The sequence below is a fragment of the Streptomyces sp. NPDC096339 genome (assembly GCF_044762985.1).
Lineage (GTDB): Bacteria > Actinomycetota > Actinomycetes > Streptomycetales > Streptomycetaceae > Streptomyces.
Genome location: NZ_JBIWFI010000008.1, coordinates 50,465 through 66,044, shown reverse-complemented (window position 1 = coordinate 66,044; position 15,580 = coordinate 50,465). Strand labels below are relative to the sequence as shown.

Here is a 15,580-nt window from a genome sequence, read left to right as displayed (position 1 = left end):
TCGCCCCGACCCGCACCCCGGCCCGCACGCGACGCGGCAGCCGATCCGGCACCTGCCCGGGCCGCGTGCGGGTCGGCGGCATTTCCGAAAGCTGCCCAGGTCAGCAGACTGGCGTCATACGGTGATGACGTAGGACCGTCTCACGTACGAAGATGGCCGCATGTCAGAGATCTTCAACAACGGCAGCACTCCGAAGCTGCCCCGCCAGGTGGCCGACGCGTACGTCGACGACCTCATCGCCCTCGATCCGATCACGGGCACCTACCTCGGTGTCGCCGAGTGCTCCGGCAAGCTCCCGGACTTCTCCCCGGCCGGCCGGGCGGCCGTCGCCGAACTGGCCCGCACCACCCTCGCCCGGCTCGACGCCGCCGAGGCGCTGCCCGGCGCCGACAGCGACGCCGAGCGCCGCTGCGGCCGGCTGCTGCGCGAGCGGCTGAACGCCGAACTCGCGGTCCACGGGGCCGACGAGGACCTGTGCGCGGTCAGCAACATCCACAGCCCCGCGCACGCCATCCGCGAGGTCTTCACCCTCACCCCGTCCGACACCGACGAGGACTGGGCGGCCATCGCCGAGCGGCTGCGCGCCGTACCCTCCTCCCTCGGCGGCTACCGCGAGGGCCTGGCCCTCGGCCTGGAGCGCGGCCTGTACGGCGGCCCCCGCGCCACCGCCACCATGATCGGCCAGCTCACCGCCTGGGCCGGGCAGGACGGCGACGAGCCCGCCTTCTTCGAGGACTTCGCCTCGGGCGGCCCCGAAGCGCTGCGCGCGGAACTGGACGGGGCGGCCGCCGCCGCGACGGCCGCCCTCGTCGAGCTCCGCGACTGGATGCGCGACGTGTACGCCCCGGCCGTCGAGGGCAAGCCGGACACCGTGGGGCGCGAGCGGTACGCCCGCTGGTCGCGCTACTTCAACGGCACCGATCTGGACCTGGACGAGGCGTACGCCTACGGCTGGTCCGAGTACCACCGCCTGCTCGCCGAGATGAAGGCCGAGGCCGCCAAGATCCTCCCGGGCGCGGGCCCCTGGGAGGCACTGAAGCACCTGGACGAGCACGGCACCCACATCGAGGGCGTCGACGAGGTCCAGGCCTGGCTCCAGGGGCTCATGGACGAGGCCATCGAGAACCTCGACGGCACCCACTTCGAACTCGCGGAGCGGGTCAAGCGGGTGGAGTCGAAGATCGCCCCGCCCGGCGGCGCGGCGGCTCCGTACTACACGAACCCGTCGGAGGACTTCTCCCGTCCGGGCCGCACCTGGCTGCCCACGATGGGCCAGACCCGCTTCCCGATCTACGACCTGGTCTCCACCTGGTACCACGAGGGCGTCCCCGGCCACCACCTCCAGCTCGCGCAGTGGACGCACGTCGCGGACCAGCTGTCCCGCTACCAGGCCAGCGTGGGTCTCGTCAGCGCCAACGCCGAGGGCTGGGCGCTGTACGCGGAGCGCCTGATGGACGAACTGGGCTACCTCAAGGACGCCGAGCAGCGCCTGGGCTACCTGGACTGCCAGATGATGCGCGCGGCGCGGGTCATCGTGGACATCGGCATGCACCTGGGCCTGGAGATCCCGGCGGACTCACCGTTCCACCCGGGCGAGCGGTGGACGGTGGACCTGGCCCAGGAGTTCTTCGGCCTGCACAGCGGTCGGCCGGGCGACTTCATCGAGAGCGAGGTGACCCGCTACCTGTCGATGCCGGGGCAGGCCATCGGGTACAAGCTGGGCGAGCGCGCCTGGCTGCTGGGCCGCGACAACGCGCGGGCCGCGCGCGGCGAGTCCTTCGACCTGAAGGCCTGGCACATGGCAGCGCTGTCGCAGGGTTCGCTGGGTCTGGACGACCTGGTGGACGAGCTGTCCAAGCTCTGAGGCCATCGGGAACACGGACGGGCCGCTCATCTCCCCCCGGGGTGAGCGGCCCGTCCGCCTGCGCGGGACCCGGCCCGCACGGCGCACACGTCAGCAGCCGCAGTCGTCCGAGTCGGTGGGCGCGGTCAGCGGGTCGGCCTCGGCACGCTGCTGGTTGCCCTGCCAGGTCTCGACCTCGAAGCCCTCGCGGATCCAGTACTCGATGCCGCCGAGCATCTCCTTGACCTGGAAGCCGAGTTCGGCCAGGGCCAGGGCGGAGCGGGTGCCGCCGTTGCAGCCGGGGCCCCAGCAGTACGTCACCACGGGCACGTTCTTGTCCAGGAGCCGCTCGGCCTGCTCGGGGATGAGGGCGGTGGGCAGGTGGATGGCGCCGGGCACGTGGGCCTGGTCCCAGGACGGGGTGGAGCGGGAGTCGATCAGCTGGAAGCCGAGCTCGGCGCCCTGCTCGCGGTGGGCCTTGAAGGCCGCGGCGACGTCCGAGACGTCCGCGTGGAAGGCCAGGCTCGCGGCGAAGTACGCGGCGGCCGCGGCCGGGGAGGCCGGGGGCACCCGGAGCACGGGGTTGGCGGTGGCGGCGGGGGAAGTGGTGTTCTGCGTCGTCGTCATGACTGGAAATCTACGAGTTGTTGATCAACCTAGGAAGTGATTTTCCCCGGCCTTTGGCTTGTACTGCCGGGGAATCCCCTGCTAGATCTGCAACATGACCGAGTATTCCCCTGACGCCACCGACTGGCGGATCCTCGAAGCCCTCCAGCAGGACGGCCGCGCCAGCTTCACCGAACTCGCCCGCTCCGTGTCCATGTCCGCGAGCGCCGTCACGGAGCGGGTCCGCCGTCTGGAGGAGGTCGGGATCATCACCGGCTACACGGCGGTGGTCGATCCGGAGAAGCTGGGCAAGGCGATCCTCGCCCTGGTGCGGCTGCGCTATCCGCACGGCAACTACAAGCCGTTCCACGACTTCCTGGACGCCACTTCGGAGATCCTGGAGGCCCACCACGTCACGGGCGACGACTGCTTCGTACTGAAGGTCGCGGCCCGCTCGATGGCGCACCTGGAGGAGATCACGGGCCGGATCGCGGGCCTCGGGCCGGTGACGACGAGCATCGTGTACTCGTCCCCGCTCCCGAGGCGCCCGCTCAGTCCGTGAGGTCCGGGAGGTCCGGGAGGTCCGCGAGGTCCGCGAGGTCCGCGAGCGGATCCGCTCAGTCCGTGAGCGCCGCCGTCCGGTGGCGCACCACGGAGCCGCCGCGCTGCTTGACGACCTCCAGCTGGGTCTGGACCCGAGTCCGCAGGTCGGCGACGTGGCTGACGATGCCGACGCTGCGGTCCCGCTCGCGCAGCGAGTCCAGTACGTCGAGCACCTCGTCCAGCGCCTGGTCGTCGAGGCTGCCGAAGCCCTCGTCGATGAAGAGCGTGTCGAGGCGCATCCCGCCCGCCTCGTCGGTGACCACGTCGGCGAGGCCCAGCGCGAGCGAGAGCGAGGCGAAGAAGGTCTCGCCGCCCGACAGCGTGGCCGTGTCCCGCTCACTGCCGGTCCACGCGTCGAGGACGTGCAGGCCGAGCCCGGAACGCCCCCGTCCGCTCGCCCGCGCGTCGGAGTGCACCAGGGTGTACCGGCCGCCGGACATGCGCAGCAGCCGTACCGTCGCGGCGGCGGCCACCTGCTCCAGGCGGGCGGCCAGCACGTAGGCCTCCAGCCGCATCTTGCGCTCGTTGTCGGCCGAGGTGCCCGCGGTGAGTCCGGCCAGCCGGGCCACCCGGTCGTAGGCCTCGCGCAGCGGGCCCAGAGCGCGCAGTTCGTGCTCCGCCTGCCGGGAGAGGCGGTCCAGCTCCTCGCAGCGGACCCGGGCCGCGTCGAAGGCCGATCCTGCCGTACGAAGTTTCGCGGCGGCCCGCGCCGCGTAGGCCTCGGCCTCCATCGGTGCAGCCGGGGGCAGCTCTCCGGCCGCGGCGGTGTCGCTCTCGGCGAGGCGGTCCGCCAGCATGGCCTCCTCCGCCTGCCAGCCGTCCAGCCGGTGTTGGAGCGCGGAGCGTTCGTAGTCGGGCAGCACCGCGTCGGCCGCGTCCTCGATGGTGTCGAAGCCGGCCTTGAAGGCGGCGTCGGCGAGCTGGTCGTCGGCCTCCTTCAACCGGGCGGCGGTGGTTTCGGCGCGGCGCAGCGCTGCGGCGGCCCCCGAGACGATCCGGACCCGGTCCTCCAGGAGGCGGGCGCGGGCGGCGACGGTGGGCGCACCGTCCCGCACCTGTGCGAGCTCCGCCTCCAGCGAGGCCTGCTCCCGGTCCAGCGCCTCGCGGCGCGAGGCCCTGGCGGCGGCCCGGCGTTCGGCGTCGAGCCGGTCGGCACTGCGCGCGGCGTGCTCGCGTTCGGCGCGGGCGAGGCGCTCGCGGGCGGTGTGCAGTCCGGCGGCCGCCGCGTGGGCGGCGGCGTGACGGGAGCTCAGGTCGGAGGTCAGTTCGAGGAGTTCGGCGGCGGTGGCGTCCCCGGCGGCGGCCGCGGCCTCGGCGCGGGCCTGCCGGGCGGCGGCGAGGCGGCGTTCGACGGCGGCGCGTGCCTGTTCGGCGCGCTCGAAGAGGGCGTGGGCGGCGTCCTCGGCGGCACGGTCCACATGGCCCGGGGCGGGTCGGGCGGGTGCGGGGTGCTCGGCGCAGCCGCACACCGCGCAGGCCTCGCCCGCCACCAGCGCCTCGGCGAGTTCGGCGGCGATCCCGCGCAGCCGGGCTTCCTTCAGCTCCAGCCAGCGTTCCCTGGCGAGGGCGGACTCCTCGCGCAGGGTGAGGAGTTCGCGCTCGGTGCGCTCGGCCTCGGCGGCCAGCTCGTCGCGCCGGCGGGCGAAGTTCAGGTGCATGCGGGCGGGTTCCAGCTTGCCCGCGAGCTGCTCGGCGAGGGTCGCGGCCTGCTGGGCCGCGTCCGCCCGCTGCCGCAGCCCGGCCCGGGTGGCGTCCCAGCGCGCGAGCCACTCGGCCGATTCCAGGTGGGCTTCCTCCGCGGCCCGGGACTCCCGTTCCAGGTCGGCCCGTTCGCGGCCGATCTCGGCGCTGCGCTGCTCGTCCCGGCGGGCCGCTCCCAGTGCGCCGAGTGCCTCGCGCAGTTCCTGCTCGACCCCGGCCAGTTGCTCGGTGCCCGCCTCCCTGAACATCGGGGGGAGTTCGGACCGGGCGGCCGTCTCCGCGTGGGCGGCGGCGAGGTGCGCGGCCGAGGCCGCTCCGCGCAGTTCCAGCGCGGGGGCGACCAGGGCGCCGCGCCGGGCCCGGTCCAGGAGGGCGCGCACGCGCTCCCGCTCGGGCTCCGCCCCGGCGAGCAGGGCGGCCCGGCGGGTGGTCTCCGCGTGGCGGCGCTGCAGGCGGTCCAGCTCCCGGGCGTCCTCGGCGGCCCGCCGGGCCGCGGCGTGCCGGCCCTCGACAGCGGCGAGCGCGTACTCGGCCACCGCCAGCCGCTCCCGGGCGGAGCACCGGGCGACGGCCGCCCACGCGCGGACGGCTCCGGCGAGCCCGGGGTCGCCCGGCTGGTGCCCGGGCATGGGCCAGGCCCGCAGGTCGGCGCTGTCCCCGGCTGCCTGGGCGAGCCTCTGGGCGGTGTGCAGCACCTTCTCGTCGCCGGCCCGCACCTTGGCCTCGGCGGCCCGGCGGCGGTCTCCGAGCAGGGTCTCGACGGCGGCGAAGCGGCGGGTGTCAAAGAGCCGGCCGAGCAGGCGGCCGCGCGCGGCCTCGTCGGCGCGCAGGAACTTGGCGAACTCACCCTGCGGCAGCAGCACCACCTGGCAGAACTGCTCGCGGCTCATGCCGAGGAGCTGCTCGATCTCCTCGCCGATCTCCTGGTGGGAACGGCTCAGCGCCTCCCAGCCCTCGCCCGTGTGCTCGCGCAGCCAACTCTGCGCCTTGTCCTTGGTCGTGCCCGTGCCGCGCTTCTTGGGCCGGTCCTGCTCGGGGCGGCGGGTGATCTCCAGGCGCCGTCCGCCCGCGGTGAGTTCGAGGGTGACCTCGGTCGGGGTGTCGGGGGCGGCGTGGTCGCTGCGCAGACTGGTGCCGGGGGCCTGGCGGGGGCCGGGGACGGAGCCGTACAGCGCGTAGCAGACGGCGTCGAGGACGGAGGTCTTGCCGGCGCCGGTGGGCCCGTGCATCAGGAAGATCCCGGCGCCGGACAGGGCGTCGAAGTCGATCTCCTGGGGCTCGGCGAAGGGCCCGAAGGCGGTGACCGCCAGCCGGTGCAGCCTCATCGGTGGGTCTCCTGGCGGCTGTCGTCGGTCCGTACGTCGTCGAAGGCGCTGCGCAGCACGGCCCGTTCGGCCTCGTCCGCGTGCCCGCCTCCGCGTACGTGGGCCACGAAGTCCTCGGCGATCTCCTGGTCGCTGCGGCCGCGCAGCCGCTGGGCGTAGGAGGTGCCGGTCTCCTCCTCGCGGCCCTCGGGGTCGAAGGCGAGGCTGAGGGTGTGCGGGAAGCGGGTGACGAGCCGGGCCATGGGGTCGTCGGGCCGGACCGGGTCGGTGAGGGTCGCCTCGACCCAGGCGTCCTCGTGCGCCGTGTACGCCGGGTCCTCGAGCAGGGTCTCCAGCGGCCCTCGCAGCCGGGCGAGGGCCCGGGGCACGGGGGTGTCGATCCGCTCGGCTCCGGTGATCTCCCCTTCCGCGCCCAGTTCGACGAGCCACATCGTCTTGCGGTGGTCGGCCTCCGAGAACGAGTAGGCGAGCGGGGAACCGGAATACCGGACCCGTTCGTTGATCGTCTGGCAGCCGTGGAGGTGGCCGAGGGCCGCGTAGTCCACCCCGTCGAAGACGGAGGCGGGCACGGCCTCGACCCCGCCCACGGAGATGTCGCGCTCGCTGTCGCTGGCCTGCCCTCCGGTGACGAAGGCATGGGCGAGGACGACGGAGCGGGTGCCGGGCGCACGCCCGGAGAGATCGGCCCGGATCCGCTCCATGGCCGCGCCCAGCACGGCCTCGTGGCTGACCTTCTGCGTCGCGAACTCGTCCTTGACCAGGGCCGGTTCCAGGTAGGGCAGCCCGTAGAAGGCCACGTCTCCGTGTACGTCGGCCAGCACCACGGGGTCGGCGCAGCCGGCCGGGTCGGTCCTGAGGTGGATCCCGGCCCGGTCGATCAGCCCGGCCCCGACCCCGAGGCGTCGGGCGGAGTCGTGGTTCCCGGAGATCATGACGGTGGGCACGCCGAGCTCGGCGAGCCGGTGCAGGGCCTGGTCGTAGAGTTCGACGGCCGGCAGCGGGGGCACGGCCCGGTCGTAGACGTCTCCGGCGACCAGGACGGCGTCGACCTCGTACTCCCGGGCCGTCTCGACGAGGTGGTCGACGAAGGCCGCCTGGGCGGCGAGCAGGTTGACGCGGTGGAGGGACCGGCCGAGGTGCCAATCGGAGGTGTGCAGGAACTTCACTCGCCGGTCCCGCCGCACATGCCGTGTCCCCCTGATCGTCTTCCGCTCGCCTGACCCCTCTACGCTAACCCGTCCCGGGGGCGCTCAGGGCGCGTACGTCTCACCACCGAGCGTGAGGGTGGCACTGCCCGCCGTGCTGTCGGCGAGCCAGGCCTCGAAGCCGGGCAGGTCCGCCTCCGGCAGGGCGACCTCTATCTCCACCGCGGCCCCGTAGCGCAGGTCCACGACGGTGCGGCCGGTGGAGCGCAGGTCGTTCTGCGTCTTTCCGGCCCGCTGGTGGTCCACGGTCACGGTGGCCAGCCGGTAGCGGCGCCGGGTGACGGTGCCGAGCGCGTCGAGGGCCTCGCCGACGACACCGCCGTACGCCCTGATCAGACCGCCGGCGCCGAGCTTGACGCCGCCGTAGTAGCGGGTGACCACGGCGACGGCGTACCGGACGTCCCGGCGCATGAGCATCTGCAGCATCGGCACCCCGGCGGTGCCGCCGGGCTCGCCGTCGTCACTGGCCTTCTGCACGGCGGCGTCGGCGCCGATCACGTACGCGAAGCAGTTGTGCGAGGCGGTGGGGTGCTCCTTGCGGATCCGCGCGAGGAAGTCCTGCGCCTCCTGCTCGGTCGCGGCGGGCGCGAGCGAGCACAGGAAGCGCGAGCGGTTGATCTCGGACTCGTGCATGCCCTCTCGGGCCACCGTCACGTATTGGTCTGCCTTCACTTCTCCACCCTACGGGGAAGACGACGTGCGGTTTTTCCGTTGAGGAGTCGGGGTCCGGCAACGGTCGGACGGCCAGACCAGCAGGAGGCGGCACACGTGTACGGCGACCCGGCAACCATCCGCAAGATCCTCACCGAGCTCGGGGACACCTGGGCCGTCGTGGGCCTGTCCAACAACCAGGACCGGGCCGCGTACGGGGTGGCCCGCGTGCTCAAGCAGTTCGGCAAGCGCGTGGTGCCCGTGCACCCGAAGGCCGAGACGGTGCACGGCGAGCCCGGGTACGCCTCTCTGGAGGAGATCCCGTTCAAGGTGGACGTGGTGGACGTCTTCGTGAACAGCACCCTGGCCGGGGCGGTCGCCGACTCCGCGGTCGCCGCCGGCGCGGAGGCCGTCTGGTTCCAGCTGAACGTGGTCGACGAGGCGGCCTTCGCCCGCACCCGTGAGGCGGGGCTGGACATGGTGATGGACCGCTGCCCGGCGATCGAGATCCCGGCCCTCTAGGGCCTTCCCCCAGCCTCGGGCGGCCAGTCAGTTCCGGGGCTCGGCCACCCGGGCGGGCGGGGCCGCGTGCGCGGGGGCCGGCACCGGTGCCGACACCGGCGGGACCGACACCGCGAGCGTCATCTCCATCGGCACCGTGCCGTCGTTGCGGTAGGCGTGCGGGAGGTTGGCCTCGAAGGTGGCCGCGGCCCCGGCCGGTACGCGGAACTCCTCGTCGCCGACCACCAGCGTCAGGTCCCCCGCGGTGACGTGGAGCATCTCGATGGTGCCGGAGGGGTGCGGAGCCGATTCCGTCCCCTCGCCGGGCACGAGGTGCCAGGTCCACAGTTCCATCGGCCCGCGCTCGTCGGTGCCGATCAGCATCGTCGTCGAGCTGCCCGCCTCGCTGGACCAGATCCGCACCGTCTGGCCGGGCTCGACGATCCGCACCTGGGGACCCCTGTCGTAGTCGAGCAGCGTGGAGATGCTGACCCCGAGGGCGTCGGCCAGTTTCACCGTCGTGCCGACGCTCGGGTTCGTACGGGCCTGTTCGATCTGGATGATCATCCCCCGGCTGACTCCCGAGCGGGCGGCCAGCGAGTCCAGGGTGAATCCGCGCTCACCGCGCCAGCGCTTGAGGTTCCGGGCGAGTGCCTGGGTGAGCTCTTCGAGATCCGACACATTCCGTCCAATATTTTGGATGACGCAGTCCAGCACAATGAACTACCGTGCGGAGTGTTCGATGCTGCACCCCACCGTTCATCACACTGTACTGCGAGGCCCGCCATGACCGCCCTCTTCGCCCTGGCCACAGCCGTGCTGTGGGGCCTGGCCGACTTCGGCGGCGGGCTGCTGACCCGCCGGATCCCCGCGCTCACGGTGGTCGTGGTCTCGCAGATCGCCGCGGTGGCCGTGCTCGGCGCCGTGGTCCTCGGCACGGGTGCCTGGCGGGAGGCCGGCCCGCAGCTGTGGTTCGCGGTCGGCGCGGGCCTCGTCGGGCCGGTGGCCATGCTCAGCTTCTACAAGGCGCTGGCCCTCGGCCCCATGGGCGTGGTCTCCCCGCTCGGCTCCCTCGGCGTGGTCGTGCCCGTCGCCGCGGGGCTGCTGCTGGGCGAACGGCCCGGCCTCGGCCAGTTCGCGGGGATCGCGGTGGCCGTCGTCGGCATCGTCCTCGCGGGCGGCCCGGAACTGCGCGGCGCCCCCGTCCAGCGGCAGGCCGTGGTCCTCACCCTGGTCGCGGCCTTCGGGTTCGGCGCGGTGATGGCCCTGATCGCGCAGGCCTCCACCAGCGTGACCGGGCTGTTCCTCGCGCTGTTCGTGCAGCGGGTGACGAACGTCGCCGTCGGCGGCGCCGCCCTGTGGGCGCAGACCCGCCGCGGCATCCCGGCCCTGCCCGCGGGGACCGGTCCGCGGATCCTGTGGGGGCTGCTGCCGGCGCTCGCCTTCGTCGGACTCGCTGACGTCGCGGCGAACGGCACCTACTCCGTCGCCGCCCAGCACGGCCCCGTCACCGTGGCCGCGGTGCTCTCCTCGCTCTACCCGGTGATCACCGCGCTCGCCGCCTTCGCCGTACTCAAGGAACGGCTGCGCACCGTACAGGCGGCCGGCGCGGGCCTCGCCCTCGCCGGAACGGTTCTCCTCGCGGCCGGCTAGGACGGGTCACTTCGCCTGTTCGGCCTCCGCCAGCTGCGCCAGCCCGCGCAGTTGCTCCGGGGTCATCCCGTCCGGGATCGGCACGGGCGCCGGGGTCCGCAGCGGCGGCTGCCAACCGGTCTCGGGCTGCCACCTGCGTACGATGCGCGCGGGCGCCCCCGCCACCACCGCGTGGTCGGGCACCTCGCCCCGTACGACGGCCCCCGCGGCCACGACGACGTTGCGGCCGAGCCGGGCGCCCGGCAGGATCACCGCGCCCGTGCCGAGCCAGCACCCCGGACCGATCTCCACCGGGGCGCTGCGCGGCCACTGCCGGCCCACGGGCTCGTGCGGATCGTCGTAACTGTGGTTCGTGGACGTGATGTAGACCCCGGGGCCGCAGAAGGTGTTGGCCTCGATCGTGATCCGGGCGTCGGCGATGACATGGCTGCCCCGGCCCAGGACGACCCCGTCGCCGAGCACGAGCATCGGCTCCGCGCCCAGGTCCAGGTCCGGCATCATGCCGGCGGTGAGGGTGACCTGCTCGCCGATGATGCAGTGCTCCCCGAGGCGGATCCACTGCTCGCCGAAGACCGTGCCCTGCGGGAAGGCGAGCCGGGTGCCGTGCCCGATCGCGCCGAACCGCAGGCGTCCCGGGGTCTGCGCGGTGACGGCGCCGGCCTGCTGCATCCAGCGCCAGCCGGCGTGGACCGCGCGGTTCGCCAGCCGGCGGCGCAGGGCCGTCAGCGATGAGAACGTGTTCTGGTTCTTCGGCACCCGGCCACGGTAGTGCGCCGGGCGCCGGTCGTCGGGGCCACGATCCTGTGATCTTCACCCCATCGCGGGTGCGGGGACCCGCGTGCCCTACGGTGCTCTGAGCGCGGCAGCGGCATCCGGAGAGACGAAGGAAGAGAACATGACGCACCAGGGGCCCCAAGCACTCGTGGCGGGCGTCGGCGGCAAGAACCCCGACATCGACGCGACGGCCTTCACCGCGCCCACCTCGGTCGTGGTTGGGGAGGTCACCCTCGGCGCCGGCGCGAGCATCTGGTACTCGGCGGTGCTGCGCGCCGACTGCGGCCCGATCGCCCTCGGCGCCGACAGCAACGTGCAGGACAACTGCACGATCCACGTGGACCCGGGCTTCCCGGTCTCGATCGGCGAGCGCGTCTCCATCGGCCACAACGCCGTCGTGCACGGCTGCACCGTCGAGGACGACTGCCTGATCGGCATGGGTGCGACCGTCCTGAACGGCGCGGTGATCGGCGCGGGTTCGCTGGTGGCCGCGCAGGCGCTGGTGCCGCAGGGCATGGTGGTCCCGCCCGGCTCGCTGGTCGCGGGAGTCCCGGCCAAGGTGCGCCGCGAGCTGTCCGAGGAGGAGCGCGAGCACATCCGGATCAACGCCCAGATGTACGTGGAGCTCGCCAAGCAGCACCGCGCCTCGGTGACCCCGGAGGCGTAGGGCCCGTCCGGCGTATCAGGGTCGCCGGCGGATCAAGGTCTTACGGGCCGCGCCGTCCGTCCGGGCGGCGCGCTCCCCTACGGGCCCCGTACGCGCCGACCCGGCGGCCTCAGGTCCCGAGCGCGGCCCGGAGTGCGGCCACGACCCGCTCGTACGCCGGGATGCGGTGGCCCGAGTCCGGGGTGCGGGTCCTGAACCCCCGCCCCGACACCGCCTCCCGCACGGCCCGCTCCGTGACGGCGGCGCCGCGCGCGATCAGCTGCTCCACCACGGCCTGGTGGCCGAACCGGGCCGCCCATTCGAGCGCGGTGCGGTCCCGCATCCGCTCCTCGGGGTCGGCGCCCCGGTCCAGCAGCAGGTCCACGGTCGCCGGCGAGCCGCACTCCCCGTGCGTGGCGGCCAGGACCAGCGGTACGTAGCGCATCCGCCCGGCCGGGCCGCACGGATCGGCGCCCGCGTCGAGCAGGACCCGGGCGACGGCCGTGTGCCCGTTCATCGCCGCCAGGGCCATCGGCGTCGCCTCGTCGTACGGGCCCGCATCGCGCCCGGGGTCGGCGCCGGCCTCGACGAGCTGCCGCACGACCTCGGCCCACCCCGCGCACACGGCCAGGTCGAGGGCCCTGCGCCCGCCGGGGACCCAGGCGTCGGCCTCGGCTCCCCCGGCGAGGAGGCGTTCCACCATGGCCGCGTCGCCGGCCTCGGCCGCCCGCCCCAGCGCGTTCGCCAGTGGGTTGTACTCCTCCGACCGGCCCTCCGCCGACCACTCCCCCACCACCGGCTCCGGCATCAGTCGTTGGCCGGCACCCGTGCCGTCGACTGGGCGGGGACCCCGGCCTCGGCCGCGGCCGCCGCGGCCGCCTTCTTCATCCGGCTGCGCACCACCAGCGTCACCGCGAGCCCGAACAGCACCGCGAGCGCGAGGGCCGCCCAGGAGAACCGCTTCAGCCACGGCTCGGCGACGATGCCGACCGAGTAGATGACGGCCGTGGTCCCGCCGGCCCAGAGGATCCCGCCGAGGATGTTCGCGATCAGGAACCGCCAGTACGGCATGTGCAGCACGCCCGCCAGCGGCCCGGCGAAGATGCGCAGCAGTGCCACGAACCGCCCGAAGAAGACGGCCCACATGCCCCACTTCTCGAAGGAGCGTTCCGCCACGGCCACGTGCTCGGGCCCGAAGTGCTTGGGGAAGCGCCGGCCCAGTTTCTCCAGCAGCGGCTTGCCGCCGCGGCGTCCGATCGCGTAGCCGATCGAGTCGCCGACGATCGCGCCCGTGGTCGCGCAGACGCCCAGCACCACGGGGTTGATGTCCCCGTGCTGGGAGGCCAGCAGCGCCGAGCTGACCAGGATGATCTCTCCGGGCAGCGGGATGCCGAGGCTCTCCAGCCCGATGACCAGACCCACCAGGAGATAGATGCTGACCGCCGGAATCGTCTCCAGCCATTCCTGGATGTGCACCGGTACGTCCTCCCGTGTCGTCCCCGGCGCGCCCCCTGTGACACGCCGAACGGGCAGCCTATCGGCTCCTCACCACAGCCTTCGCCCTCAGTGGCAGTTCACGGGAGGAACGGCCCGCGAACACCTCACGACGGCCGGAACCGAGTACCCAGGCCCGCCGCTCCGGATCCCAGGACGACAGGGTGCGGGCGTCCACGTCGACGGTGACCCGCTGCTCCGCTCCCGGCGCGAGGGTGAGCCGCCGGTACCCGGCCAGCACGCGCACGGGCTGGTCGAGCTTCAGGTCCGGGGAGGGGCCGACGTACACCTGGGCCACCTCGGTGCCCTTGCGGCGGCCGGTGTTGCGGACGGTGAACTCCACGCGCAGGCCTCCCCGCTCGGGACGGACGGCCAGCTTCTCGTACTGCCAGGTGGTGTACGAGAGCCCGTGCCCGAAGGGGAACAGCGGGGCCACCTGCTGTGCGTCGTACCAGCGGTGGCCGACGTGGACGCCCTCGGTGTACTCCTGCCGGCCGCCGACCCCCGGGTAGCGGACCGGGTCCCCACCGACCGGGGTGGCCCGTTCGTCGGCCGGGAAGGTCTGGGTGAGCCGGCCGCCCGGGTCCACGTCCCCGAAGAGGACGTCGGCGGTGGCGGCGGCGCCCTCCTGGCCCGGGTAGTACATCTGGAGGACGGCCCCGGTGTGCGGGAGCCACGGCATGGTCGTACTGGACGAGGTGTTGAGCACGACGGCGGTGCGCGGGTTCGCGGCGGCGACGGCTTCGATCAGGGCGGCCTGTCCGCCCGGGAGGGCCAGGGAGGTGCGGTCGGTGCCCTCGGTGGCGTCCTCGTAGGCGAACAGGACCACGCTGCGGGCGCCCTTCGCCGCCCGTACCGCCTCGGCGAGATCGGCGGCCCGGGTGGCCTTCGTGGTGTGCCTGAGCCGGAAGCGCCGGCCCTTCGGCCCGCCCGGGGCCGTGACGGCGAGCCGGTGGGTGCCCGCCTTGAGGGCGAGGGTGCGGCGGCGCACGCTCATCCCGTCGGGTGCGGAGCCGAGCAGTCCGCCCGCGAACCGCTCGGCCGCGCCCTGGCGCACCGGGAACAGCTCCTCGCCGTCGAGGCGTACGCCCGGCCGCTGTCCGGTGTAGTGGACGACCAGGGTCCACTCGTCGTCCTCGGCCAGGCGGAACTCGCCCTCGTGGCTCCAGCTCTGCCCGGCCTCCACGCTCCGGTCGTCCAGGTCGGCGGCCGGGGTGAGCAGTTTCGGCGGGAGCGGGCGCCCGTACAGGTCCTCGCCGAGTGCGTGGCGGACGGCGGCGCCGCTGCCGGCGCGCTGCCTGATGGCGGCGAGCGGGGAGGCGGCCCGGTCGGGCACCACGTGCGAGCTGCCGCCGCCACCGACGAAGGGGACCTGGCCGGTGGGGCCGATCACCGCGATGGACCGGGCGGCGGCGCCGGTCAGCGGCAGGGTGCCGTGTTCGTTGCGCAGCAGCACGGCGCCCGCGGTCGCCACCTTGCGGGCCAGCCGGGCCCCGGCGGCGGCGTCGCGGGCGGGCCGGGCCTTGGGGCGGTCGGCGAGCAGCCCGAAGCGGTCCATGGTGGTGAGGATCCGGTGCACGGCGAGGTCCACGAAGGCCTCCGGCACGGAGCCGCCGCGCACGGCCTGCCTCAGCGGGCCGCCGAAGTGGGTGCCGCCCGGCATCTCCATGTCGAGCCCGGCGCCGATGGCGGCGACGGTGCTGCGGGTGGCGTCCCGGTCGGACATCACCCAGCCGTCGAACCCCCAGGTGTCGCGGAGCAGTTCGTCGAGCAGCGGTTTGCTCTCGCCGGCGTGGACCCCGTTGACCTTGTTGTACGCGGCCATCACGGCGCCCGCGCCGGCGGCCACGGCGGCCTCGAAGCCGCGCAGTTCGGTCTCGTGCAGGGTCCGGTCCGCGGCGATCATGTCGATGGTGTCGCGGCCGCGCTCCTGGTTCCCCAGGGCGAAGTGCTTGACGGTGGCGACGAGTCCCTCGTCCTGGATCCCGCGGACCAGCTCGCCGACCAGGTCCGCGGTCAGCCGGGGATCCTCGGCGAGGGTCTCGAAGTTCCGGCCGGCGTAGGGGGTGCGGATGAGGTTGACCATGGGCGCGAGCAGGACGTCCTGGCCGAGTGCCCGGCCCTCCCGGCCGAGGACCCTGCCGTACTCGCGGGCCAGCGCCGGGTCGAAGGCGGAGGCCAGCATCACCGGCGCCGGCAGGGCGGTGGCGGGCTTGGCGACCCGTACGCCGGCGGGGCCGTCGGCCAGGCGCAGCGCGGGGATGCGCAGGCGCGGTACGCCGGGCACGTAGCCGGCCTGGCCCAGTGGGGCGGGGTCCCGGGCGCCGTGCAGCAGGGTGGTCTTCTCTTCGAGGGTGAGCTGCTCCAGCAGGGCGTCGATCCTGGCGGCGGCGCCCTTTCCCGGGGCGGCGGGGGCGGGTGAGGGCGAGGCCCCGCGCGCGCCCGCGCCCGGCGGCACGGTGGCCGCGCAGCCGACCGCCCCGAGTGCGGCGCCGGCCGCGCCCGCCGCTCCGAGCAGCCGCATCGCCGTACGTCTGGACACGGCCTCGCTCATGGGCGCTCCCTGCAGGCTGGGGGC

General features: G+C 74.1%; 14 protein-coding genes. 5 read left to right on the top strand and 9 right to left on the bottom strand.

What is annotated here, in order from left to right; translation table 11 throughout:
* The first annotated feature begins 160 nt into the window (after nt 1-160).
* Entirely contained in the window at nt 161-1,864 is a 1,704-nt protein-coding gene (locus ACIQ5Y_RS13840; RefSeq protein WP_403879359.1) for a DUF885 domain-containing protein, read from the top strand.
* A gap of 90 nt (nt 1,865-1,954) precedes the next feature.
* Here the strand turns inward: ACIQ5Y_RS13840 and ACIQ5Y_RS13835 are convergent, their stop codons facing one another.
* Complete coding sequence (locus tag ACIQ5Y_RS13835; RefSeq protein ID WP_385364098.1) at nt 1,955-2,470, bottom strand: rhodanese-like domain-containing protein; 516 nt, start codon at nt 2,468-2,470, stop codon at nt 1,955-1,957.
* 94 nt (nt 2,471-2,564) lie between these two features.
* Here ACIQ5Y_RS13835 and ACIQ5Y_RS13830 point away from each other — a divergent pair, with 94 nt between their 5' ends.
* A complete protein-coding gene (locus ACIQ5Y_RS13830) occupies nt 2,565-3,011 on the top strand; it encodes an Lrp/AsnC family transcriptional regulator (RefSeq protein WP_403879357.1) in 447 nt (148 codons plus the stop codon).
* 55 nt (nt 3,012-3,066) lie between these two features.
* On the opposite strand, the gene ACIQ5Y_RS13825 is transcribed toward ACIQ5Y_RS13830, so the two are convergent.
* The 3 genes from ACIQ5Y_RS13825 to ACIQ5Y_RS13815 form a co-directional block, all read right to left on the bottom strand.
* On the bottom strand, nt 3,067-6,078 hold the full coding sequence (locus ACIQ5Y_RS13825; RefSeq protein WP_403879355.1) for an AAA family ATPase: 3,012 nt from the start codon (nt 6,076-6,078) through the stop codon (nt 3,067-3,069).
* Nucleotides 6,075-7,244 carry an exonuclease SbcCD subunit D gene (locus tag ACIQ5Y_RS13820; protein WP_403879353.1) on the bottom strand — a complete coding sequence of 390 codons (1,170 nt, stop codon included), beginning with the start codon at nt 7,242-7,244 and terminating at the stop codon, nt 6,075-6,077. The genes ACIQ5Y_RS13825 and ACIQ5Y_RS13820 overlap by 4 nt, the downstream gene beginning before the upstream one ends.
* 84 nt (nt 7,245-7,328) lie before the next feature.
* A complete protein-coding gene (locus tag ACIQ5Y_RS13815) occupies nt 7,329-7,955 on the bottom strand; it encodes a YigZ family protein (RefSeq protein ID WP_403879351.1) in 627 nt (208 codons plus the stop codon).
* 96 nt (nt 7,956-8,051) lie between these two features.
* Here ACIQ5Y_RS13815 and ACIQ5Y_RS13810 point away from each other — a divergent pair, with 96 nt between their 5' ends.
* Nucleotides 8,052-8,456 carry a CoA-binding protein gene (locus tag ACIQ5Y_RS13810; protein ID WP_403879349.1) on the top strand — a complete coding sequence of 135 codons (405 nt, stop codon included), beginning with the start codon at nt 8,052-8,054 and terminating at the stop codon, nt 8,454-8,456.
* A 27-nt stretch (nt 8,457-8,483) separates the two neighbouring features.
* On the opposite strand, the gene ACIQ5Y_RS13805 is transcribed toward ACIQ5Y_RS13810, so the two are convergent.
* On the bottom strand, nt 8,484-9,116 hold the full coding sequence (locus ACIQ5Y_RS13805; protein ID WP_403879347.1) for a helix-turn-helix domain-containing protein: 633 nt from the start codon (nt 9,114-9,116) through the stop codon (nt 8,484-8,486).
* A gap of 105 nt (nt 9,117-9,221) precedes the next feature.
* On the opposite strand from ACIQ5Y_RS13805, the gene ACIQ5Y_RS13800 reads away from it, so the two are divergent.
* Nucleotides 9,222-10,088 carry an EamA family transporter gene (locus tag ACIQ5Y_RS13800; RefSeq protein ID WP_403879345.1) on the top strand — a complete coding sequence of 289 codons (867 nt, stop codon included), beginning with the start codon at nt 9,222-9,224 and terminating at the stop codon, nt 10,086-10,088.
* 6 nt (nt 10,089-10,094) lie between these two features.
* On the opposite strand, the gene ACIQ5Y_RS13795 is transcribed toward ACIQ5Y_RS13800, so the two are convergent.
* The gene (locus tag ACIQ5Y_RS13795; protein WP_403879343.1) at nt 10,095-10,844 is read right to left on the bottom strand and encodes an acyltransferase; all 750 of its coding nucleotides are present in this window, start codon (nt 10,842-10,844) and stop codon (nt 10,095-10,097) included.
* A 139-nt stretch (nt 10,845-10,983) separates the two neighbouring features.
* Here ACIQ5Y_RS13795 and ACIQ5Y_RS13790 point away from each other — a divergent pair, with 139 nt between their 5' ends.
* The gene (locus ACIQ5Y_RS13790; protein ID WP_403879341.1) at nt 10,984-11,529 is read left to right on the top strand and encodes a gamma carbonic anhydrase family protein; all 546 of its coding nucleotides are present in this window, start codon (nt 10,984-10,986) and stop codon (nt 11,527-11,529) included.
* Nucleotides 11,530-11,638: 109 nt separating this feature from the next.
* Here ACIQ5Y_RS13790 and ACIQ5Y_RS13785 read toward each other — a convergent pair whose 3' ends face one another.
* The 3 genes from ACIQ5Y_RS13785 to ACIQ5Y_RS13775 are packed head-to-tail and all read right to left on the bottom strand — an operon-like array spanning nt 11,639 to nt 15,556.
* A complete protein-coding gene (locus ACIQ5Y_RS13785) occupies nt 11,639-12,316 on the bottom strand; it encodes an ankyrin repeat domain-containing protein (RefSeq protein WP_403879339.1) in 678 nt (225 codons plus the stop codon).
* Nucleotides 12,316-12,984 (bottom strand): DedA family protein, encoded by a 669-nt coding sequence (locus tag ACIQ5Y_RS13780; protein WP_403879337.1) that lies wholly within the window; start codon nt 12,982-12,984, stop codon nt 12,316-12,318. Before ACIQ5Y_RS13780 ends, ACIQ5Y_RS13785 begins: the two co-directional genes overlap by 1 nt.
* Before the next feature lie 58 nt (nt 12,985-13,042).
* Nucleotides 13,043-15,556: a beta-glucosidase gene (locus ACIQ5Y_RS13775; RefSeq protein WP_403879335.1), complete on the bottom strand. Its 2,514-nt coding sequence runs from the start codon at nt 15,554-15,556 to the stop codon at nt 13,043-13,045.
* Between the last annotated feature and the right edge of the window lie 24 nt (nt 15,557-15,580).